Genomic DNA, 20,090 nt, shown 5'->3' with positions numbered 1-20,090 from the left:
GCCTCCGAGGAGCAGGATGCAGCCACGGCCGTCAAGACTCCGAGGAGGGCGCAGACAGATGTGGACGAGCATGCGGCGCTGGGCACTTCCTATCGCCGGTGGGCTGCTGTTGATCCTGATCGCGTGGTGGTGGATCGACCTGACCCGTGGCGAACCGAAGCCGTTCGTGAAACCAGCCATCGTGGAAGGCCGCAACCTTCAGGTGAACTACACGGGTAGCTACTGCCAGGACGGCTCACGCTTGGACGTGGAAGAGCGCACCGACCAGGTGGTCGTCACGGTCTACGCATGGGAGTACCCAACGGGGTGTGACGATCGCGGAGTCCCCTACACACTCACAGCAACACTCTCGGACGACCTCGGGAGCAGGGCCGTGGTGGACGGTGCCTGCAAGGTGCCAAAGCTTCAGCGATACACCGACTGTCTTGAACGCTGACAGTGCGCGCAGCAACTGGCGGCAGCTTCCGAGCCGGAAGATGTCAAGCAGTCTGAGACAGGTGTCGTTACGCGGAACTGCTGCACGGATAGGTGACATGTTGGTCACGCGGCCTGGGTGGCCGGTGTGGTCATGATGGTCTCGTACTCGATGGGGGTCAACTAGCCGAGGCGGGCTTGGCGCCTGCGGCGGTGGTAGGTCGGGGAGACCAGTCTCGAACGGGCGCGGCAGCCGGACGAACCTCGCTGCGGGGCTCCGCACCTACTGCTCATGTCGCATGACGCCGACGACTTGCCAGGCGGCACCCGTGGCGCACCGCTGCGGCTCGTACTGGCCTTCGCTCAAGAATCCGCCAGCGAGTTCTACCTCATCGCCGGTGCGGATTGTCATGTCACCCGTTGGGTCGCGGATAACAGCTTCGGTGCCTGCTACTTCCGCGGTCCACTCGACAGGCCACAGAACTGAGTGGGTGGGCCCTCCGTCCTCCACGAGCTTTATACATCCGTCGCTCGCGAGCACCAAACTACCTGGAATAGCGCCGGACATGGCGCTTTGTCCGGGCCGCCACGTTGACCGGGCCAAGGGAGATGCGCTGGGTGACGACATTGTTGTGGTTTCCGAGCTCGAAGGGGCGCTCGTGGGAGTTCTCTGAGTGGACCCTTCCGTGCAGGCTGCGAGGGACGCCACCGCCAGCGCGACCGGGCTCCACCGCGCCACCCATCCCCATGTCATCTGACGTCAACTCTCACCAAAGCTGCAGATACGGAGTCCGAGTGAGCGTTGATTGCGGGCAGCGGACTAAAGTAGCTCACTCCGGTCCCGTCGTTGTCGATGCAGTTAGTCGCATCCCGCGGGGAGATCGTCCCGGAGATGAGACCGTAGGCCCACCGCGCCGAGCCCGCGATGTATGTCACCGGCCCGCCACTGTCTCCGCCACAAACGCGGGGCCCCTCTACGTGGGGGCGGCCACCGGTGGAGGGTGCCCGGGAGATGATGACGCCACACGTGGTTGTCGTGGCCGTGAACCAGCGGCCGCCGTAACACACAGTGTCACCGACGCTAATCGTGGCATCGGAACTCACGGCGTAGTTGATCTCGCCGGGCGCGGCCGGGGTTCGGTACACCCACCCAAACGTTCCCGCCAGCCAATATGGGTTGGAGTTGCGGATACGCACGTAGTCGGCTGGGACTGCTGCACGGATAGGTGACAGGTTGGGTCACGCGGCCTGGGTGGCCGGTGTGGTCATGATGGTCTCGTACTCGATGGGGGTCAACTTGCCGAGGCGGGCTTGGCGTCGTCGGCGGTGGTAGGTCCGTTCGGTCCAGGTGACGATGGCCAGCTTCAGCTGGTCGCGGGTGTCCCAGGTGTGGCGGTCCAGGACGTTCTTCTGCAGCAGGGCGAACCAGCTCTCCATGGCGGCGTTGTCCGCGCTCGAGCCGACCTGGCCCATGGATCCGAGCAGGTCGTGCCGGGACAGGGCGCGCAGGTATTTGCGGGACCGGAATTGGGACCCTCTGTCGCTGTGGACGATGCACCCGGCCACGTCGACGCCCGCTCGGGCGCGGGTGTCCACGGCGTGTTCCAACGCCTGCACGGCCAGGCGGGCCTTCATCCGCGAGCTGATGGAGTACCCGACGAGCCGGTTGGACCACACGTCCTTGACGGCGCACATGTACACCTTGCCCTCACGGGTGCGGTGCTCCGTGATGTCGGTCAGCCACAGCTGGTTCGGGCCGGTCGCGGTGAAGTCACGCTGGACGCGGTCATCGTGCGCCGGCGGGCCGGGCCGGCCCTTCTTCGAGCGCTTCTTCCCGAACACGCTCCACCACGCGTTGCCCGAGCAGATCGCCCACGCGGTGCGGTCGCACATGTCCTGCCCGGCGTCGCGGGCCTCGTCCGCGAGCAGCCGGTACCCGAACTCCGGGTCGTCACGGTGCGCGTCGAACAACGCGTTCGCGCGGTGCGCCGCGACCCAGTCGGCGTCGGTCACCGGGTTGGCCAGCCACCGGTAGTACGGCGCTCTGGCAAGGTTCAGCACCCGGCACGTCACCGTCACAGGAACCCTGATCGGGGTCTCCTGGGCGGCCAGCTCACGGACGAGCGGGTACATCATTTTCCCGGCAGGTTCGCCTGCGAGAGGTACGCCGCTGCGCGGCGTAGCACCTCGTTCTCTTGCTCGAGCAACCGGATCCGACGCTTGGCCTCGCGCAACTCACCAGAGTCGCTCACGGCCGTGGCGGGTTTGTTCCCGTCCTGCCGGTCAGCGATGGCGAGCCAGTTAGTCAGGCAGGATTCCGAGATCCCGAAATCGGTCGCGATCTCCTTCAACGTCGTCCCTGCCTCACGAGCGCGAGCCACCTCGATCACGTTCTGTCGGAACTCCTTGGGGTACGGCTTGGGCATGGTGCACATCCTCTCCCGTGGCACCCCACGGCACCACAGAGTCGTTGTCACCTATCCGTGCAGCAGTCCCGCTCCTCCAGAGTTCCGGGTGACGCGAGCCTGTCCGAACTCCTGCTCGCCATGGCCCCAAGTCGTGCTGTCGATCGTGGGGACACAATGGCCTGCCGAATACACCCAGCGGCTGCCGTCAGTCGCCCTCGTTGTGAACCCCAGAGTGCAGTAATCGGTCGAGTCAGTGCCTTGGAACCGTCCGATGTTGATCCCACCCCGCAGGGGTCTTCCGCAGCCGTATCGGTCGGTGCAGGCAGCCGGCTCGCCGCGATCGTAGGTTTTGACAATCTCCACCACGTAGCGGCCGTCACGTTCCAGCGCTTCACGGGCGTCTTCGTAGCGTGCGGGAAGCAGCACCACCACAGCATTAGAGCGATAGTCCAAGGTGACGCCGAAGTCTTCTTTGTCCATTGGCAGGTGCTCAGACAGCGCCGTGGATGCCGCTATTAGGTCGTGAGCGGACCAGCGGACGACTTGGGTGCGGGCGGTCATCGTCGACTCAGACGGGAGGCTGGATGCCAGCTCATCGACGGAGCGCTTGAGGAATCGCTCATCGCGCCCGAAGACCGTCAGAACGTTGCCCGGAAAGTCGAAATGGATACCACCGAACTCCGGGTCAGCAGACCACTTCTCAACTAGCTCATGGCGAACCTGGGCGGTCGAATAGCGCTCGTCCAAGTCTTTGTCGTCGAGCTCGGGCCAGTTGTGCTCATAGACCGGCTGGACCTGCTCGCGAACCTCGTCATGCTCCTTCAACAAGTCCTGCGTCGGCGCGGTCCCGGCCGGTACATCCGTGGCCATACCGGATACACCGGCGACCGCGATAGCCAGCACCCACTTCGAGATTGCCGTCCCTGCTCGCCGTCGCCATGAAATGCGTGATTTCATTGCCCCGCTCCTCCCCGTAGAATGACTAAAGGTAGGGAGTGCGGTAGGGCCAGTCAACCGAGGAATCTTAACGATTGATCCCGCGCCGCGATCGGCTCGCGGGTCGCCGGGCCCCCGAAGGCGACGCGGCGCTGTCAGCATCCCCGTTGCTTCAAAGGGCGTCTCGGTCCGGTCTGATGACGCTCACCGGCCATCGGTAGTGCCGCAATGCATGTCGGTGGGTTCGTCTGGTACCGAAGTCCAGCGGGCCAGGTGGCTGACAGCCTCTGAACGCGCCCCCACGAACGTCCGACATCGGCTACTGGTTTCATTGACGGCATGGCCGGTATCTGACGAGGCTCGGTCTAGGCGTCCGGGTTTGTCGCTCTCATTTCGGCTGCTCACCTCGGTGTGGCTCTCATTTGGCCTGCGCGTCCCCGGACGCCGCCAGAGCGGGAGAGGCTCAAGAGGGGTATGCCCTAGCTCGAAGTAGCGTTGCCCTCCCAGCTCGACAACCCCATCAGGTTCGAGTTCGGAGGACACCATGGACACGACATCGCGAGTCGTCATCGGGATGGACCCCACAAGCGCTCCGTCACGATCGAAGTCATGACCAGTGACGAATCCATCGTCGGCAAGGGCCGATTCGCAACCGACCGGGACGGTCATGCCGCGCTGCGACGGTACGTGCAGGCGTGGCCCGAGCGTGTGTGGGCGATCGAGGGATGTCAGGGCATCGGCAGGCACGTGGCCAACAGGCTCCTGGCCGAAGGCGAGCATGTCCTCGACGTCCCACCCAAGCTGTCCGCGCGGGCGCGGGTGTTCGCCACCGGCCAAGGCCGCAAGACCGACGCCACCGACGCACACTCCGTGGCCCTGGTCGGCACCCGGATGAGCGGCCTGCGCCCGGTGGTCAACGACGAGCAGCTGGCCGTGCTGCGGATCCTGGTCGACCGGCGACGGTCCCTGGGAGAGGAACACACCCGCAAGATGTCGCAGGTCCACCACCTGCTGCTCGGGCTGATCCCCGGCGGAGCGAAGAAGGACCTGTCCGCTGCCCAAGCCAAGAAGCTGCTCGCCACCGTCCGCCCACGCGACGCGGCGGGCAAGACCCGCCGCCGGGTCGCGGCCGAACTGATCACCGACCTAGAGCGGATCTATCAGCGCAAGAAGGCCGCGAACAAGGAGCTGACCGCTCTGGTCGCCGCCACCGGCACCACCCTCATGGACCTGACCGGGATCGGCCCCTCAGGCGCCGCCCGGCTACTCGTCGAAGTCGGTGACATCACCCGGTTCCCCGACAACAACCACTTCGGCTCCTGGACGGGCACCGCCCCCATCGACGCATCCTCCGGGGACAACGTGCGCCACCGCCTGTCCCGCGGTGGCAACCGTCAGATCAACCGCGTGCTGCACATCATGGCCACCGTCCAGCTGCGCAACCCCACCGAGGGCCGCGCCTACTTCGACCGCAGCAAAGCCCGCGGCAAGACCTCCAACGAGTCCATGCGCCTGCTCAAACGCCGACTCTCCGACATCGTGTACCGCACCATGGTCAACGACGCCGCCCGACACATGGCGACGGGCCCGGGAGGGCAACGGGGCAACGACTCTGACTCCAGCGCGGCCGGCTCACAGCCCCACACCAACTCTTCGGACAAGCCACTTCCCGGACCCGCCACCACCGATCCTAGAACCCCCCTCCCGGCCGCCTCTTGACACAGAGGGGAGCCATGTCCGTGAAACACGCCGCACCCGGCGTAGTCCTATCTGGGGCGCTACGACGCGCCACCGGTTCATGCCATGGGAGGCACTCTGACGTCCCAGGCAGGACTCATCCGCCTGTGCTCGTCTCATTCTCAGCGGGTCGCCCGGCGGGCTCGCCTAGGTCTGTCGGTTCGCGACGCGGAGGTCGGGGTCGTTGCGGCGCGTCGCGACCCGGTCGCCGACCGTGAGTGTCTCGCCGCGGCTGGTGGTCACCGTCGGGCGGCCTCCTGAGAGGGGATCGAGGTCCGTGCGCTGCGCGCGGATGGCCGCGTTGAGGTCGGCGACCTGTTCGCGGGTGTCGGCCATGACGAGGTCGCCGGCCGCACCGAGGCGCGCGAGCGCCGCTGTGCGCTCGACGTCGGAGCGGTGCACACGATCTGCCCGCGTGCGAGGAGGGCGTCGAACACCTCGTCGCTTCGGTAGCCCTCGCGCATCCGGAGGCTCAGGATGGCGTAGGCCTCGTCGGTGAATTGGCGCACGGTCTCGAGGGTCACGACCGCCGCCGGGTCCGCGTAGGCGACGGCGTGGTCGAGGACGCCGCCCCGGCCGACGGCCGCGAGCTGGTGGCGGTCCCCGATGAACGCGACCCGGGCGCCGGCTTCCTCGGCGAGGGTGAGGAGCGCACGGGCGGCGTCCTGGTCGAGCATCTCGGCCTCGTCGACCACGAGCAGGTCCCCGGTTCGAAGGGCTGCGGACTCGCAGGGTCCGGGGTCGGACTGCCGGGACCAGTGCCGTCGTCGTCCCAGCGCCACCCGTGTTGCTGGATCAGCCAGGCGGCGGAGTGTCCCTCGGCGCCGGTCTCACGCGCGGCGACGTCGGCGGCCTTCATCGTCGGGGTCACCACGATCAGTTGCCGACCGTGGTACGCCAGGTGCTGTCGGACCGAGCGCAGCACTGTGGTCTTGCCTGCTCCCCAGGGCTCCCTCGACGATCACGAGGGGCGCGGTGCTCGTCAGCGCGCCGACGGCGTCGTCGTTGACGGGCTGCTCCTGATGCGGGTCGAGGCTGTCGGAACGTTGCAGATTGGTGGAGTGATCGGCGCGTCGGGCGATCCGGGCGATGAAGCCCGACGCCACCGCACTGAAGGCCGGCGCGCACAAGGCGCTCGGTGCGTACGGCAGGACGGTGGGCGAGAGCCTCGACAAGGCGGTCGCCCACCTCCGAGATCGCCCAGCACGTCTCGACGAGTGCATCCGAGCACTCATGATCGACGTGCCCCGGGCAGTTGTCTGGCAGAACATCCGCAACTTGTCCGCTCGAGCCAAGAATATCGAAGGCCTTTCGGACCACCGCTGACAGTGACCTGATCACGCCGCTCCGTCCCAGAGGCCCTCCGCGAGGTCGTCACGGTCGTGACCGGCCCGTCGCTGCTTGACGCGCCGGACGGCCCCGGTGAGCACTTTCACGGCTTGCGCCACGTCACCTTTGCGGTCCGCGAGGACAACGGCATCCCCACAGCATGGCCCAGGCGGGTGACCTCGGCGGGAGGGCGTCAGCCGCTCATGGCGTTGCTGCCGTCGGACATGACGGCAGACATCAGCCCGAACAGGTTGCCGTCCGGGTCGAACAGGTAGCCGCCACGGCCGACGCCCTCCATGTCCTCCAGGGGTGAGGCCTCGCTCGCTCCCAGCGCCAGGGCCCGCGCGAAGACCTCGTCAACGCCGGTCTCGACCCCGACCACGATGTTGCACCCGTTGATGGGTGCCCCGGGCTCCGGTGCAGGGCCCTCCCGCTGGGTCAGCCCGCCGTTTATGCCGTGGCCGGGGGCGTCGACCCCAGCAGCACCCTCACCGGTGTCGATGACCCAGTACGGCACGTCGCCGAAGCGCGAGAACGACCAGCCGAACAGGTCACCGTAGAAGTCGATGAGGACCTGAGGCTCGCTCGCGTGGATCTCGAAGTGGACGACGAGGTGGGTCATGGCGCCTCCTTGGGGACGGAGCGGCGGACGCCGCCGGGAGCGGCCACGCTACTCGCGGGGGCGGTCCGCGGCATCCTCGTAGGATCGCGGATCCTCGATCGGCTCCAGGTGGCACACGACGTCGATGTCCGGGAACTCGGCATCCAGCGCAGTCGAGATGTCCTCGATGAGGTCGTGTCCGCGCTGCACCGACCAGGCGCCCGGCACGAGCAGGTCGAACTGCATGAACCGGCGGTGACCGGCCTCGCGGGTCATCAACCGGTGCCAGGTGACCTCGTGCGTGGTGAAGCGGCCCAGCACCGCCCGGATGGTGTCGTTGTCCTCCTTGGGCAGGGCGACGTCCATCAGACCCGCCGACGCGCTGCGGATCAACCGCCACCCGGTGACGAGGATGTTCAGCCCGACGGCGAACGCCACGACCGGGTCGAGCCGCTCCCACCCGGTGAGCGTGACGAGCAGCACCCCGACGACCACGCCGACCGAGGTCAACACGTCCGTCATCAGGTGCTTGCCGTCGGCCGTCAGCGTGATCGAACGGTGCTTGGCCCCCGCTCGCAGCAGCACCACCGCGACAAGGCCGTTGACCACCGATGCCACGACCGACACCGCGAGCCCGATCCCGACGTTCTCGAGCGGCCGCGGGTTGAGGAACCGCTCGATCGAGGTCGCGAGGATCACCGCGGCCGCGACGAAGATCATCAGCCCTTCGAGGGCCGCGGAGAAGTACTCGGCCTTGCTGTGCCCGAAGTGGTGGTTCTTGTCGGCCGGCATGATCGCCACCCGCAGCGCCACGAGCGCCACGATGGCGGCGACGAGGTTGACGACCGACTCCGCGGCATCCGAGAGGAGCCCGACCGACCCGGTGATCTGCCACGCGACGGTCTTCAGCGCGATGGTGAGCAGCGCCGCCGCGATCGCCAGCCACGCGAAGCGCGTCAGATCGACGGGCTCGGCGCGTTCGCGGGGGCTGGGGTGCGTCACGCAGCCATTGTGCTCCCAGCGCTCAGCGCCCGAAGACCCGCACCAGGGTGTCGACGATCTCCTCGACCTCCCACGTCATCGTCGCCGGCCCGACACCGAACTCGGTCCACGACCACCCGGGCACCTCGGATGCCGCCCACCGCGGCGTCAGGGCAACCTGCTCGCGCTCCATCGTGGTGACCCGACGCTCGTTGACGTCGTCGACGTCGCGCTCGACGTGGATGCGAAAGGCGGTCGTGTGCGGCGGGGACGGACTGACCCGGATGCCGTTGGCCTGAAGTCCCGCGGCGATCGTCACCGCGCGCTCGTGGTACTCCGCCATCCGCGGCAGCTCCCGATCCAGGCCGCGCAGTGCAGCGACGGCGTACGGCATCAGGGTGAACAGCGTTCCGCCCATCCGGGTGCGCCACCGTCGCGCCTCGGCGATCTGATCGACGGGCCCCGCGAGCGCGGCACCGGCCAGCCCGCCGAGGCCCTTGTAGAACGAGACGTAGACGCTGTCGGCCAGGTCGGCGATCTGCGCGGGGGAGTGCCCCAACGCGGGCGCGGACTCCCAGATGCGCGCCCCGTCGAGGTGCAGCGGTACGCCTCGCTCCCGGCACGCCTGGCTGAAGGCCACGAGGTCGTCCCAGCTGGGCAGGAGGAACCCGGCGTCGCGCAGGGGCAGCTCGAGCAGCGCGGCTCCCAGAGGGCCCGGGATCGCCGCGAGGTCATCGACCCCGGGAACGCTCGGCCCGTGGGTGAGATGCTCGAAACGGAAGCCGTGGAGCAGCCGGGGGCCGTCGTCCTCGCTGCTCAGCAGGTGCGACAGCGCCGGGATCGCCACGCGCCGCGATCCCCGGGCGTCGCACCACACCCGCAGCATCGACTGCTGCGCCATGACCCCGCTGGGGAAAGCCGCCACGGCCGGCTTGCCGAGCAGGTCGGCGAGCCGGGCCTCGAGCGCGGCCACCTGGCCGTGGTCGCCGTAGCGGTCCCACGCCCCGGCGTCGGCCCCCATGCCGGCCGCCACGTCGGCCCCGGCCTCGGCCCGGGCCCCCGTCCTCGCGCCCGGGTCCGCACCCAGGTCCGCGACCACGTCAGCGAGGTCACGCAGCTCGTCGGCGGGTGTGGGCGGCATCCGGCCGGTGAGCCAACGGGTCACCCCGGCCTCGGCGGCGCGCGCACGATCGGACGGTGACAGGGGCTGGGCGGGGTCGGTGGCCATGAAGCCATCCTGCCCGGCCCGGGTGTGGCCAACGCCTCGGGCTCAGACGGGTGCGCTCAGCCCCGGGGAGGAGGACGATGGAGGCATGGAGGACACAGTGGTCACCAGTTCCGTTCCTGCACCGTCCGGCGCCGTTCTCGCCGCCCTCGACGGCTCCCCGGCCGACGGGCCGCTCCTTGACTGGGCGGCTGACGAGGCCGCCCGGCTCGGCGCCCCGCTGCGGCTGGTCACGGCGGTCGACCCCGGCATCCAGCTCACGCCGTACGACGCCATCGTCACCGGTGCACCGAACCTGTCCGACCAGCTCGAGACCGACGCCCAGCGACTCCTCGAGGCAGCGGCCGAGCGTGCCGGTGCGCGCCACCCGGGGTTGCACGTCGCCACCTCGGCGCCGTGGGGGCCCGCGGCCGCCTCGATCGTGCGGATGGCCGAGGGTGCACGCCTCGTCGTCGTCGGGGCCCCGGCGCGTGCCCTGCTCGAACGCATCCTGCTGGGGTCCGTGGCCCTACCCGTCGTCGCCCACGCCCCGTGCCCCGTCGCCGTCATCCCGGCCGACACGGAGGTCATGCCGCCGCGATCCATCGTGGTCGGCGTGGACGGCAGCGAGCGCAGTGGCCGCGCGGTGGCGCTGGCCGCACAGATGGCTGCCGCCTCGGGTGCGGCGCTCACGGCCGTCATCGCGTGGCACCTCGAGGTCGTCGACGGCGTGGTCGTCACCGAACCCGGGACGCCGCGGTGGGATGCCGTGGAGCAGCGGTACGCGTCCCGCGCCCACCAGGTGGTCGACCCGGTCGCTGCGAGCCACCCCGACCTGGCGATCGACGTGCGCGTGGTGCACGCGACGGCGCCCGTGGCGCTGCACGACGTCGCCGAAGAGCTCGACGCCGACCGGGTCGTGGTCGGCAGCCGTGGGGTCGGCGGCTTCCGGGGGCTGCTCCTCGGATCGGTGAGCCGCCGCGTCATCGAGCAGGCCGGGCGCGTGGTCGTCGTCTCGCGCTGAACCCCGTCAGGGCGGCCGCGTCGAAAAGGTCAGGTCGGCTGCGCCGCGAACGGCCAGCCGTCGACCATGCCCGGCTCGCGGCCCGCCTCGACGTAGTGCTCGTGCCCGAAGAAGACGCTGAAGATCTCGGGCGGCATCGACAGCATCATCCCGACGTCGCTCGTCTGGCTCGCGTGCGCCTGGAGGGCCGCACGGCGCTGGTCGAGCCGATCACGGACGTCGACCCGCCAGTGGATCGCGGACTCCGGTTCGCCGAGCGGGTTGCCGTCGTCCATCGGTTGGTCCGGGTCGAACACGTCGTCCTCCGACGCGCCCGCGGCCCGTGCCCCCTCGGCGAGGCGCCGCATGGCGTCACGGTTCATCGTCGACTCCAGCACCCGAGGCCGTCGTGCTGCCAGGGCCGCGGCGGCGTGCAGCACCTCGTGGACGCGCACGTGGTCCGGGTGGCCGTAGCCGCCGTGCCAGTCGTAGCCGACGACGACGTCGGCGTCCTCCTCGTCGAGGATGGCGGCGAACCGTGCGGCGGCCTCCTCGAGCGGGGCGGCCACGAAGGCCCCGTCGTGGGAGTTCTGCTCCCAGCCGGTCATGCCCGAGTCGGCGTAGCCGAGCCACTCGACGCGGTGCAGCCCGATCGCCGCAGCGGAGGCCGCCGCCTCGACCCGGCGGCGGTCGACCACGCTCTCGCCGGGGGCGAGGTCGTCCGGGACCTCGCCGTGGTCACCGTTGGTCGCGAAGACGACGACGACGCGGCTGCCCTCGGCGACGGCGCGAGCCATCGAGCCGGAGGTCTGCGAGGCCTCGTCGTCGGGGTGGGCATGGAGGAAGACGATGGTGTGCACCGGGACAGTGTGCACAAGATCGCGACCGCCTACTCTCCATTCCATGCGCATCGCGGTCACCGGAGGATCCGGCAAGCTCGGTCGGCACGTCGTGGAGCACCTGCGGGGCTGCGGCCACGACGTCGTCGTGCTCGACACCCACGGGCAGCGGTGGAGCGGGTGGTTGGCCGTCGACCTCACCGACTACGGCCAGGTCGTCGACGCCCTCAGTGGGGTGCGCGGTGAACAACCACCGGTGGATGCCCTGGTGCACCTGGCCGCGATCCCGGCTCCCGGCCTGCACACTGACGTGGCGACCTTCCGCAACAACATGCTGACCACCTTCAACGTCCTGCACGCCGCCACCCGCCTCGGCATCGACAAGGTCGTCATGGCCTCGAGCGAGACGGTGCTCGGCCTGCCGTTCGACACCCCGCCGCCGTACATCCCCGTCGACGAGGAGTACCCGGCTCGTCCCGAGTCCGTCTACTCCCTCGGCAAGCACCTCGAGGAGACGATGGCCATCGAGCTGTGTCGCTGGCACCCGCAGCTCTCGGTCACCGCGCTGCGCTTCTCGAACGTCATGGACGTCGAGGACTACGCCCAGTTCCCGTCCTTCGACGCCGATGCCGCGCTGCGCCGCTGGAACCTCTGGGGCTACATCGACGGTCGCGACGGCGCCCAGGCCGTGGAGAAGTCGTTGGCGTACACCGTGCCGGGCTTCGACTGCTTCATCATCGCCTCGCCCGACACCGTGATGAGCCGCAGCAACGCAGACCTGGTCGCCGAGCAGTTCCCGGGTGTCGAGGTCCGCGGCGACCTCGGGGAGCACGACACCCTGCTCTCGATCGACAAGGCGCGACGGGTGCTCGGCTACGACCCGCAGCACTCGTGGCGTGGCGAGGTCTGAGCGACCCGCCCGGCTTGGCAGGATGGGGCCATGGACCCCGTCGCCCCGTCACCCCGACTCGTCGAGCTCGCCCACGCCCACGGCGTCGCGACGGAGTACTGGGACTGGCAGGGCCAGCACGTCACGGTGACGGCGCCGGCGATCACCGCCGTGCTCACTGCGCTCGGAGTCGACAGCGACGGCGACGAGCAGGTCGAACGGGCGCTGGCCGAGGTCGACCTCGCCCCGTGGCGGCGCACCCTCCCGGCCACCGTGGTGGCCCGTGAGGGGTGGACCCCCTGGGTCTTCGCCCACGTGCCAGCCGGCACCGGCATCCGCCTCACGGTCCACCTCGAGGACGGCTCGGTGCGCGACGTGCGTCAGGTCGACCGGTGGGTGCCGGACCGCGAGGTCGACGGCGTCGCCGTCGGTGAGGCAACCTTCGAGCTTCCGGGTGACCTGCCGCTCGGGTGGCACCGCATCGTCGCCGACGTGGATGCCGACCCGATCGACCCCCGCACCGTCGAGGCCACGCTCGTGGTCACCCCCCACCGGCTCGAGCTGCCCCCTGCCCTGGCGCAGGGGCGCGTCGTGGGGCTGGCGGCGCAGCTGTACCAGGTGCGCTCGGCCGACTCCTGGGGGGTGGGGGACCTCGGCGACCTCGGTGAGCTGGCCGCCTGGGCCGCCACCGAGCACGACGCCGACTTCGTGCTCATCAACCCCCTGCACGCCGCGCAGCCGGTGGCGCCGATGGAGCCCTCGCCCTACCTGCCGACCACGCGGCGCTTCGTCAACCCCCTCTACCTGAGGGTCGCGGACGTGCCCGAGACCGCCGACCTCGACGACGCGGCATCCGCCAAGGTCGCCGCGTTCGGCGCGGTGGCGGCGGCGCTGAACTCCGTCGACCGGATCAACCGGGATGACGCCTGGGCCGCGAAGCGCGAGGCCCTGTGGATCGTGTTCAGTGCCGGCCGCACGGCGGAGCGCGACCAGGCATTCGCCGACTTCTGTGCGCGCGAGGGCAGCGGCCTCACGACCTTCGCCACGTGGTGCGCCATCGCCGACGAGCACGGTCTGCCGTGGACGACCTGGCCCGCCGAGCTCCAGGACCCGGACTCCGTCGCGGTCGCCCTGTACCGCGAGGACCACCTCGAGGCCGTGACCTTCCACCAGTGGCTGCAGTGGCAGCTCGAGGAGCAGCTGGCCGGCGCCCAGCGCACCGCCCAGGATGCCGGGATGCCGCTCGGCATCGTGCACGACCTCGCCGTGGGGGTGCACCCGGTCGGGGCCGACGTCTGGGGCCTCGGGGACGCCCTCGCCACCGGGGTCACCGTCGGCGCCCCGCCCGACCAGTTCAACCAGCTCGGTCAGGACTGGAGCCAGCCACCGTGGCGCCCCGACCGCCTCGCGGACCTGGGCTACGGCCCGTTCCGCGACATGGTGCGCACCGTGCTGCGTGACTCCGGCGGCATCCGGGTCGACCACATCATCGGCCTGTTCCGGCTCTGGTGGATCCCCGCGGGCGGCACCCCCGCTGACGGCACCTACGTGCACTACGACCACGAGGCGCTGCTCGGCATCCTCGTGCTGGAGGCGCAGCGGGCCGGGGCCGTCGTCATCGGTGAGGACCTCGGCGTCGTCGCGCCGCACGTGCGCGACTACATGAGCGAGCGGGGGCTGATCGGCACCTCGATCCTGTGGTTCGAGTGGGAGGGCGATCGGCCCAAGCCGCCCGAGCACTACCGCGACCTGTGCATGTCGACCGTGACGACGCACGACCTGCCGCCGTCAGCGGGATACCTGCTGCTCGAGCACATCGCGATCCGCGAGTCACTGAGGCTGTTGACCCGCCCGGTCAAGGAGGAGCGCGCGATCGAGGAGGCGTCCATCGCCCGGCTGCGCGACGCCTGCATCGAGCGCGGGTTGCTCTCGCCGGATGCCGTGGATGACGTCGACGCGGTCGTCGCCGCCCTGCACCGGTGGATGGCGCTCACGCCGAGCCGCATGGTCGCCGTGGCGCTCGCGGACGTGGTGGGGGACCGGCGGGCGATCAACCAGCCGGGGACCAGCGATGAGTACCCGAACTGGCAGGTGCCGCTCGCCGGACCCGACGGGGAGGTCGTCTCGCTCGAGGGCGTGCGCACGTCACGTCTGGCGGGGCCCCTGTTCCGTGCCCTGCACGGCAGTTCGGGCCACGACTGACCGCAGCCGCTCACTCGACCGGGCCGGGGCCTGCGCCTGTGGGTAAGTCGCGGGCGGCTGAGCCAGTTCCCGGCACCCTTGGGCCGTGGGGGGTCTACAGCTGCCACGGTCGCTGGCCTCTCGCCCCTTCACGGTGGTGCAGGGGCGGGAGGCCGGGCTGCGGCTGTCTGAACTGCGCTCGCGCAGCTTGTCCGCGCCGACCTGGGGAGTTCGGGCGGCGTCCGCCCCTACGACAGTGCGCGAGCGGGCGGTCGCCTTCGCCGTCGGGATGCCCGAGGACGCCGCCTTCTCCCACGTCAGTGCCGCGCAGCTGCTTCACCTCCCCCTGCCGAGTGCGCTCGAGCCGCAGGTCCTGCTCGACGTCACCCGCCCCACGTCGATGGCGCAGGTTCGCAGGGCCGGGTGCCGGGGACACCGGGGTCTCGAGCGGCGGGAGGTGCTGGACCTCGACGGGCTGCGCGTCGTGGGGCCGGCGGACACGTGGTGTGACCTCGGTGAGCTCTCCGCTGCCGAGTTCGGGGTCGACGACCTGGTCATCGTCGGGGACGTCGTCGTGAACCGGCTCGCACCGGGTGGCCTCGCGACCCTGCGTGCTGCCCTGGAGTCGAGAAATCGACCGCGGGGCAAGGCCCGGCTCACCGAGGCGCTGACGCTGGTTCGGGTTGGCTCGCGCTCGCCGATGGAGACCCGGTCGCGGCTGATGTTCCACCGGGCGGGCTTTCCCGAGCCGGCCCTGAACGCCGCCGTCTTCGACTCCCGGGGTGGATGGCTGCTCGAAGGTGACCTCGTGTGGCACCAGCAACGGGTGATCGGGGAGTACCAGGGGGTCGACCACGCCTCCCGCAAGCGCCGCAGCACCGACAGCTTTCGCACCGGGCTCGCCGGGGACGAGGACTACACCGTCATCGAGATCTACGCCGAGGACGTCTACGGCCGCGCCCGCCGCTGCACCCTGCTCCGTCGCTTCGCCCGAGCGATGGACCTCGACCCCACCACGCTGCAGATCGAGTGAGCGCAACACGCCGGGCCCGCCGAATCGCGAGCGGCGTGTTGCGCTCACTCGACTGCTGGGCTCGCGACGGCATCGCACCCTCAGCGGCCGAGGGCCCTGCGCAGCGCCGCCTGGAGCCGTCCGGGCGCCTGCTCGCGCAACGAGTACCGGGCCCGCACGAGCGGGACGTCGACGGTGAGCACCCGGGTCAGGTCGATGGGCGTGCCCGACACGACCGCGTCGACGACACCGGCGTCGACCATGGCGCGGATCGTGGCCTCGAGGTCGCGGGTCTGGCCCTGGCCGTAGCCCATGGCCGGCAGGATGCCGCGCGCGTTGGGGTAGCGCTCGTACGTGTCCGCCAACGCGCCCACCGCGAACGGCGTCGGGTCGACGATCGCGGACGCCCCGGCATCCCTCGCGCCGACCACGCCGGCCCCGAAGGACATCGACCCGTGCGTGAGGGTGGGGCCGTCCTCGACGACGACGACCCGTCGCCCGGTGACCGCTGCCGGGTCGTCCAGGGTCACCGGGCTGTCGCAGCGCAGGACCTCTGCCCCGGGGTTCAGCGCCTGCACCGACGCCTCGACGGCGGCGATGTCCTCGGCGGTCGCGGAGTCGCACTTCGCGATGATGACCAGGTCGGCCATCCGCACGTTGGCCTCACCCGGGTGGTAGGCGGCCTCGTCGCCTGGCCGTAGCGGGTCGGCGAGCACGATGTGCAGGTCGGGGACGTAGAACGGCAGGTCGTTGTTGCCGCCGTCCCACAGCACGACGTCCGCCTCGGCCTCTGCCTCGCGCAGGATGGCGCCGTAGTCGACGCCGGCGTAGACGACGACCCCGGCGTCGATGTGCGGCTCGTACTCCTCGCGCTCCTCGATCGTGCAGTCGTGCCGCACGAGGTCCTCGGGGGTCTCGAAGCGCTGGCAGGCCTGCGCAGCGAGGTCGCCGTACGGCATCGGGTGGCGGACCGCCACGACCCGCAGCCCCATCGACTGCACCAGGGTGGCGACGTGGCGGGTGGTCTGGCTCTTGCCCACCCCGGTTCGCACCGCGGTCACGGCGATGACCGGGCGACGCGAACGCAGGGTCGTGCGGTGGGCCCCCGGCACGACGAAGTCGGCACCGGCGGCGACCACGCGCGATGCGAGGTGCATGACCTGGGTGTGCGCCAGGTCGGAGTACGCGAGCACGACGGTGTCCACCCGCTCACGGGCGATGAGCGACTCCAGGCCGGACTCGTCGACGATCGGGATGCCGTGGGGATAGAGGGGCCCGGCGAGCGCGGGTGGGTAGGTGCGGCCGTCGATGTCGGGAATCTGCGTCGCCGTGAACGCGACGACCTCACAGCGGGGTTCGTCGCGGTACAGGACGTTGAAGTCGTGGAAGTCGCGTCCCGCGGCACCCAGGATGAGGATGCGTTCGCGAGGGTCCGCCGAGGTCGAGGTGCTCATGGCGTGCTCCGTCACGGCTGGGTCGACCGCGGGGTGCGGGACCCGCCGATGCCGACGTTACTCCGGTGCGGCAGTCGCGCACTCAGGACGTGACGGGAGAGGCAGGCACGCCCGAGGGTGCGGGGAGCAGGGCGGCGAAGCGCTGCGCGAACACCCGCCAGGTGCTCTGGAGGTGCTCACGGGCCGCTGTCACCCGCGCGAGCAGGGCTTCTTGCTCTGCCGTGATGCCGTCGGGGGAGTCCCAGCGCAGCCACGCGGCAAACACGTCGGGCGAGGTTTCCGGGTGGAACTGCACCCCCCAGGCGCTCGGCCCGAAGCGCAGGGCCTGGGGCCGCCCGTCGGGGAGGGTGGCGAGCACGCTGGCACCCTCCGGCACCTCGAGCACGACGTCGTCGTTGTAGTGCACCGCCAGCGCGCCGTCGACCCCCGCGAGCAGCGGGTCGCTCGCCCCCTCATCCGTGAGGGCCACCGGGACGACACCGGTGGTGCGGCCCGACGGGCTGCGACCCACCGACCCACCGAGGGCCACCGAGGCCAGTTGGTGCCCCAGGCACACCCCGAGGGTGGGGACCTCGCGCGCCACGGCATCCGCGAGGAGGGCGCGGGTGGGGGCCAGCCACGGTGCGACGGCGTCGTCGCAGGCGCCCATCGCCCCGCCGAGGACGACGAGGCCGTCGTGGTCACCGACGGTGTCCGGCACGACCTCACCGAGGTGGCCGCGGACCACGGTCAGCCCCAGTCCGAGGTCGTTCCACCACTGCCCGAGCCAGGCCGCCGGGGCGTCGTTCTCGTGCTGGATCACGAGCAGTCGAGGGCTCATGGCGGGTCAGCCTAGCTGCGTGCCGACCAGTGCTCCGATGCCGTACGTGACCGCCATCGCGAGCAGGCCCCCGGCGACCACGCGCACCGTCGCGCGACGGGCGTCGGCATCGCCGAGGCGGGCGCTGACCCAGCCCGTGGCGGCCAGCGCGAGCACGACGGCCGCGACGGTGACGGGCACCCTCCACGGCAGGGGCGGCAGCAGGATGGCCAGCAGGGGGAGCAGTGCCCCCAGGGTGAAGGCGAGCATCGACGCCCAGGCCGCCTGCCACGGGTTGGCGTGCTGGGTCGGGTCGATCCCCAGCTCGGCCTCGGCGTGGGCGCCCAGGGCGTCGTGGGCGGTCAGCTGTTCGGCCACCTGGCGGGCCAGGTCGGGGGTCAGGCCCTTGGCGGCATAGATGCCGGCCAGCTCGGCCAGCTCGGCCTCGGGCTCCTCGTCGAGCTCGCGGATCTCCTTGGCGATCAGGGCCTTCTCGGTGTCGCGCTGCGTGCTCACCGAGACGTACTCGCCGACGGCCATGCTCATCGCCCCGGCGGCGAGCCCGGCCATCCCCGCGGTGAACACCGCGCCCCGGTCGGTGGTCGCCGCGGCCACGCCGATGACCAGGCCAGCGGTGGACACGATGCCGTCGTTGGCGCCGAGGACGCCCGCCCGCAACGCGTTGAGCCGGCCGGCGATCGACCCGTCGTGGGCCTCGAGGTGCTCGGGTGCCGTGCCCGGCGAGGTGTCAGTCACGAGCGGTTGCCCCCTGGGACGCCGCGGCCGCCGAGATCCGGTGGGCCAGCTCGATGTCGAGCTGGGTCAGGCCTCTGGCGTCGTGGGTGGTCAACAACCAGTGCGTGGTGCGCCAGCGGATGTCGATGTCCGGGTGGTGGTTCATCTGCTCGGCCTCGTCGGCTGCTGCCTCGACGAGCCGGATCGCCGCGGGGAAGTCGGGTGCCTCGAACGTGGCGACCAGGCTCTCGTCGCGGCGGGACCACCCGGGCAGCCCGGCGAGCTGGGTGTCGACCTCGTCAGCGGAAAGGAGTCGGCTCATGGGGCCATTGTGGACCCGGCGACGGATGCCGTCCGCGCGGGGTGCGCGGACGGTATCCGATGTGCGCCGGGCAGGTCAGATGACCTCGGTCACGGATGCCGGGCCGGTGAAGGTGTCGTCGTCGAGGGCCCCGGCGTCGCCGCCACCCGGAGTGACGTACACCGGTGACACGTCGTGGGGGCGGATCTCCCCGCTGGCGATCTGCTCGACCCAGTGACAGGCCACCCGGTGGCTGGGGTCGACACCGTCGACCTGCACCACGCGCAGCATCGGCCGCTCGTCGGCGCACTTGGTCTCCTGGCGCCACGGGCAGCGCGTGTGGAACCGGCAGCCCGGGGGTGGGTTGGACGGCGAGGGCAGGTCGCCCGTCAGCAGGATCTGCTCACGGGTGTCCTCGACGCTCGGATCGGGCACCGGCACGGCCGACAGCAGCGCGCGCGTGTAGGGGTGCAGGGGCTGGGCGTAGAGGTCGTCGGCGCTGGCCTCCTCGACGAGCCCGCCGAGGTACATGACCCCGATCCGGTCGCTGATGTGTCGCACGACGGCGAGGTCGTGCGCGACGACGAGGTAGGTGAGGTCGAACTCGTCCTGGAGCTCCTCGAGCAGGTTGATGACCTGGGCCTGCACCGAGACGTCGAGGGCGCTCACCGGCTCGTCGGCGACGATGAGCTTGGGCTCGACCGACAGCGCCCGGGCGATGCCGATGCGCTGACGCTGACCACCGGAGAACTCGTGCGGGTACTTGGTCAGGGCAGCCGCAGGCAGGCCGACGGCCGCGAGCAGTTCGCGCAGCCGCTTCTTCGTGCTCGCCCCGTCGGTGTCCAGGCCGTGGGCGCGCATGCCCTCGACGAGCAGCGACTCCACCGACTGGCGGGGGTCCAGGCTGCTCATCGGGTCCTGGAAGACCATCTGGATGTCCTTGCGCCGCCGACGCAGCTCCTCCCCGCGCAGGGAGGCGATGTCGGTGCCGTCGAGGATGACGCTGCCCTCGGTGGGCGGTTCGAGGTTGAGGATCGCCTTGCCGAGGGTGGACTTGCCGCAGCCGGACTCGCCGACGAGGCCGTAGGTCTCGCCGCGTCGGATCTGCAGGTCGACGCCGTCGACGGCGTAGACGTGGCCGACGACCTTGTCGAAGATGACGCCCCGCTTGATGGGGAAGTGCACCTTGACGCCGCGGACGTCGACGAGGACGTCGCGTTCGTTGCCGGAGGGTGGGGTTGCCTGGGTCGTCGTGTCGGTCATCACG

General features: G+C 70.5%; 20 protein-coding genes and 1 pseudogene. 8 read left to right on the top strand and 13 right to left on the bottom strand.

All coding sequences use genetic code 11. The features are described 5' to 3' along the window. Positions 1 to 58: 58 nt before the first annotated feature. Both C8E84_RS07235 and C8E84_RS07230 read left to right on the top strand, forming a co-directional pair. Positions 59 to 436 carry a hypothetical protein gene (locus tag C8E84_RS07235; RefSeq protein ID WP_159900813.1) on the top strand — a complete coding sequence of 126 codons (378 nt, stop codon included), beginning with the start codon at positions 59 to 61 and terminating at the stop codon, positions 434 to 436. 270 nt (positions 437 to 706) lie between these two features. After that, positions 707 to 901, top strand: a complete 195-nt coding sequence (locus C8E84_RS07230) for a hypothetical protein (RefSeq protein WP_159900811.1) — start codon at positions 707 to 709, stop codon at positions 899 to 901. 752 nt (positions 902 to 1,653) lie between these two features. Here C8E84_RS07230 and C8E84_RS07225 read toward each other — a convergent pair. Beyond that, positions 1,654 to 2,840, bottom strand: a protein-coding gene (locus tag C8E84_RS07225) for an IS3 family transposase (RefSeq protein ID WP_159899933.1) whose coding sequence is annotated in 2 segments (ribosomal slippage) — positions 1,654 to 2,553 and positions 2,556 to 2,840 — 1,185 coding nt in all. Because the reading frame shifts where the segments join, the coding sequence is not laid out codon by codon here. Between the two features lie 51 nt (positions 2,841 to 2,891). Beyond that, the gene (locus C8E84_RS07220; RefSeq protein ID WP_159900809.1) at positions 2,892 to 3,779 is read right to left on the bottom strand and encodes a chymotrypsin family serine protease; all 888 of its coding nucleotides are present in this window, start codon (positions 3,777 to 3,779) and stop codon (positions 2,892 to 2,894) included. A 588-nt stretch (positions 3,780 to 4,367) separates the two neighbouring features. Between C8E84_RS07220 and C8E84_RS07215 the strand changes: the two genes are divergently transcribed. Next, on the top strand, positions 4,368 to 5,477 hold the full coding sequence (locus C8E84_RS07215; protein WP_246196838.1) for an IS110 family RNA-guided transposase: 1,110 nt from the start codon (positions 4,368 to 4,370) through the stop codon (positions 5,475 to 5,477). Between the two features lie 257 nt (positions 5,478 to 5,734). Here the strand turns inward: C8E84_RS07215 and C8E84_RS17795 are convergent, their stop codons facing one another. After that, positions 5,735 to 6,277, bottom strand: a complete 543-nt coding sequence (locus C8E84_RS17795; protein WP_211675432.1) for an AAA family ATPase — start codon at positions 6,275 to 6,277, stop codon at positions 5,735 to 5,737. 14 nt (positions 6,278 to 6,291) lie between these two features. Next, positions 6,292 to 6,426, bottom strand: a pseudogene (locus C8E84_RS18505) (hypothetical protein); the annotation flags it as partial. A 158-nt stretch (positions 6,427 to 6,584) separates the two neighbouring features. Between C8E84_RS18505 and C8E84_RS17790 the strand changes: the two are divergent. Next, complete coding sequence (locus C8E84_RS17790) at positions 6,585 to 6,821, top strand: hypothetical protein (RefSeq protein ID WP_211675430.1); 237 nt, start codon at positions 6,585 to 6,587, stop codon at positions 6,819 to 6,821. A 196-nt stretch (positions 6,822 to 7,017) separates the two neighbouring features. Here the strand turns inward: C8E84_RS17790 and C8E84_RS07205 are convergent, their stop codons facing one another. Genes C8E84_RS07205 through C8E84_RS07195 form a run of 3 tightly spaced genes read right to left on the bottom strand, consistent with a single transcriptional unit; the run spans position 7,018 to position 9,634 of the window. Continuing rightward, positions 7,018 to 7,446, bottom strand: coding sequence for a VOC family protein (locus C8E84_RS07205; protein ID WP_159900807.1), 429 nt, complete (start codon positions 7,444 to 7,446; stop codon positions 7,018 to 7,020). Between the two features lie 48 nt (positions 7,447 to 7,494). Further along, positions 7,495 to 8,427, bottom strand: a complete 933-nt coding sequence (locus tag C8E84_RS07200; protein ID WP_159900805.1) for a cation diffusion facilitator family transporter — start codon at positions 8,425 to 8,427, stop codon at positions 7,495 to 7,497. Positions 8,428 to 8,449: 22 nt separating this feature from the next. Then, positions 8,450 to 9,634, bottom strand: coding sequence for a threonine aldolase family protein (locus C8E84_RS07195; RefSeq protein ID WP_159900803.1), 1,185 nt, complete (start codon positions 9,632 to 9,634; stop codon positions 8,450 to 8,452). 85 nt (positions 9,635 to 9,719) lie between these two features. On the opposite strand from C8E84_RS07195, the gene C8E84_RS07190 reads away from it, so the two are divergent. Next, positions 9,720 to 10,634: a universal stress protein gene (locus C8E84_RS07190; protein WP_159900801.1), complete on the top strand. Its 915-nt coding sequence runs from the start codon at positions 9,720 to 9,722 to the stop codon at positions 10,632 to 10,634. A 29-nt stretch (positions 10,635 to 10,663) separates the two neighbouring features. On the opposite strand, the gene C8E84_RS07185 is transcribed toward C8E84_RS07190, so the two are convergent. Further along, positions 10,664 to 11,473, bottom strand: a complete 810-nt coding sequence (locus C8E84_RS07185; protein WP_211675428.1) for a PIG-L family deacetylase — start codon at positions 11,471 to 11,473, stop codon at positions 10,664 to 10,666. 43 nt (positions 11,474 to 11,516) lie between these two features. Here C8E84_RS07185 and C8E84_RS07180 point away from each other — a divergent pair, with 43 nt between their 5' ends. The 3 genes from C8E84_RS07180 to C8E84_RS07170 all read left to right on the top strand — a co-directional run bounded on the left by C8E84_RS07180 (position 11,517) and on the right by C8E84_RS07170 (position 15,555). Then, positions 11,517 to 12,362 (top strand): NAD-dependent epimerase/dehydratase family protein, encoded by an 846-nt coding sequence (locus C8E84_RS07180; RefSeq protein ID WP_159900797.1) that lies wholly within the window; start codon positions 11,517 to 11,519, stop codon positions 12,360 to 12,362. 30 nt (positions 12,363 to 12,392) lie between these two features. Further along, entirely contained in the window at positions 12,393 to 14,543 is a 2,151-nt protein-coding gene (gene malQ / locus C8E84_RS07175) for a 4-alpha-glucanotransferase (RefSeq protein WP_159900795.1), read from the top strand. Positions 14,544 to 14,628: 85 nt separating this feature from the next. Beyond that, positions 14,629 to 15,555, top strand: a complete 927-nt coding sequence (locus tag C8E84_RS07170; protein ID WP_159900793.1) for a hypothetical protein — start codon at positions 14,629 to 14,631, stop codon at positions 15,553 to 15,555. Positions 15,556 to 15,635: 80 nt separating this feature from the next. Here the strand turns inward: C8E84_RS07170 and C8E84_RS07165 are convergent, their stop codons facing one another. The 5 genes from C8E84_RS07165 to C8E84_RS07145 form a co-directional block, all read right to left on the bottom strand. Continuing rightward, the gene (locus C8E84_RS07165) at positions 15,636 to 16,988 is read right to left on the bottom strand and encodes a cyclic 2,3-diphosphoglycerate synthase (RefSeq protein ID WP_159900791.1); all 1,353 of its coding nucleotides are present in this window, start codon (positions 16,986 to 16,988) and stop codon (positions 15,636 to 15,638) included. Between the two features lie 82 nt (positions 16,989 to 17,070). Continuing rightward, on the bottom strand, positions 17,071 to 17,808 hold the full coding sequence (locus tag C8E84_RS07160; RefSeq protein ID WP_159900789.1) for a type 1 glutamine amidotransferase: 738 nt from the start codon (positions 17,806 to 17,808) through the stop codon (positions 17,071 to 17,073). 6 nt (positions 17,809 to 17,814) lie between these two features. Then, positions 17,815 to 18,543 (bottom strand): VIT1/CCC1 transporter family protein, encoded by a 729-nt coding sequence (locus tag C8E84_RS07155; protein ID WP_159900787.1) that lies wholly within the window; start codon positions 18,541 to 18,543, stop codon positions 17,815 to 17,817. Beyond that, positions 18,536 to 18,844 carry a 4a-hydroxytetrahydrobiopterin dehydratase gene (locus C8E84_RS07150; RefSeq protein ID WP_159900785.1) on the bottom strand — a complete coding sequence of 103 codons (309 nt, stop codon included), beginning with the start codon at positions 18,842 to 18,844 and terminating at the stop codon, positions 18,536 to 18,538. The genes C8E84_RS07155 and C8E84_RS07150 overlap by 8 nt, the downstream gene beginning before the upstream one ends. A gap of 75 nt (positions 18,845 to 18,919) precedes the next feature. Further along, complete coding sequence (locus tag C8E84_RS07145) at positions 18,920 to 20,086, bottom strand: ABC transporter ATP-binding protein (RefSeq protein ID WP_159900783.1); 1,167 nt, start codon at positions 20,084 to 20,086, stop codon at positions 18,920 to 18,922. Positions 20,087 to 20,090 lie beyond the last annotated feature (4 nt).

The organism is Ornithinibacter aureus (genome assembly GCF_009858245.1).
GTDB lineage: Bacteria > Actinomycetota > Actinomycetes > Actinomycetales > Dermatophilaceae > Fodinibacter > Fodinibacter aureus.
This window is presented reverse-complemented; position numbering and strand designations above follow the sequence as displayed.

Coding starts and splice junctions, on each gene's coding strand:
- C8E84_RS07235 (WP_159900813.1), top strand. CDS start 59: ATGTGGACGAGCATGCGGCGCTGGGCACTTCCTATCGCCGGTGGGCTG.
- C8E84_RS07230 (WP_159900811.1), top strand. CDS start 707: ATGTCGCATGACGCCGACGACTTGCCAGGCGGCACCCGTGGCGCACCG.
- C8E84_RS07220 (WP_159900809.1), bottom strand. CDS start 3,779: ATGAAATCACGCATTTCATGGCGACGGCGAGCAGGGACGGCAATCTCG.
- C8E84_RS07215 (WP_246196838.1), top strand. CDS start 4,368: ATGACCAGTGACGAATCCATCGTCGGCAAGGGCCGATTCGCAACCGAC.
- C8E84_RS17790 (WP_211675430.1), top strand. CDS start 6,585: ATGAAGCCCGACGCCACCGCACTGAAGGCCGGCGCGCACAAGGCGCTC.
- C8E84_RS07205 (WP_159900807.1), bottom strand. CDS start 7,446: ATGACCCACCTCGTCGTCCACTTCGAGATCCACGCGAGCGAGCCTCAG.
- C8E84_RS07195 (WP_159900803.1), bottom strand. CDS start 9,634: ATGGCCACCGACCCCGCCCAGCCCCTGTCACCGTCCGATCGTGCGCGC.
- C8E84_RS07190 (WP_159900801.1), top strand. CDS start 9,720: ATGGAGGACACAGTGGTCACCAGTTCCGTTCCTGCACCGTCCGGCGCC.
- C8E84_RS07180 (WP_159900797.1), top strand. CDS start 11,517: ATGCGCATCGCGGTCACCGGAGGATCCGGCAAGCTCGGTCGGCACGTC.
- malQ (WP_159900795.1), top strand. CDS start 12,393: ATGGACCCCGTCGCCCCGTCACCCCGACTCGTCGAGCTCGCCCACGCC.
- C8E84_RS07165 (WP_159900791.1), bottom strand. CDS start 16,988: ATGAGCACCTCGACCTCGGCGGACCCTCGCGAACGCATCCTCATCCTG.
- C8E84_RS07160 (WP_159900789.1), bottom strand. CDS start 17,808: ATGAGCCCTCGACTGCTCGTGATCCAGCACGAGAACGACGCCCCGGCG.
- C8E84_RS07150 (WP_159900785.1), bottom strand. CDS start 18,844: ATGAGCCGACTCCTTTCCGCTGACGAGGTCGACACCCAGCTCGCCGGG.
- C8E84_RS07145 (WP_159900783.1), bottom strand. CDS start 20,086: ATGACCGACACGACGACCCAGGCAACCCCACCCTCCGGCAACGAACGC.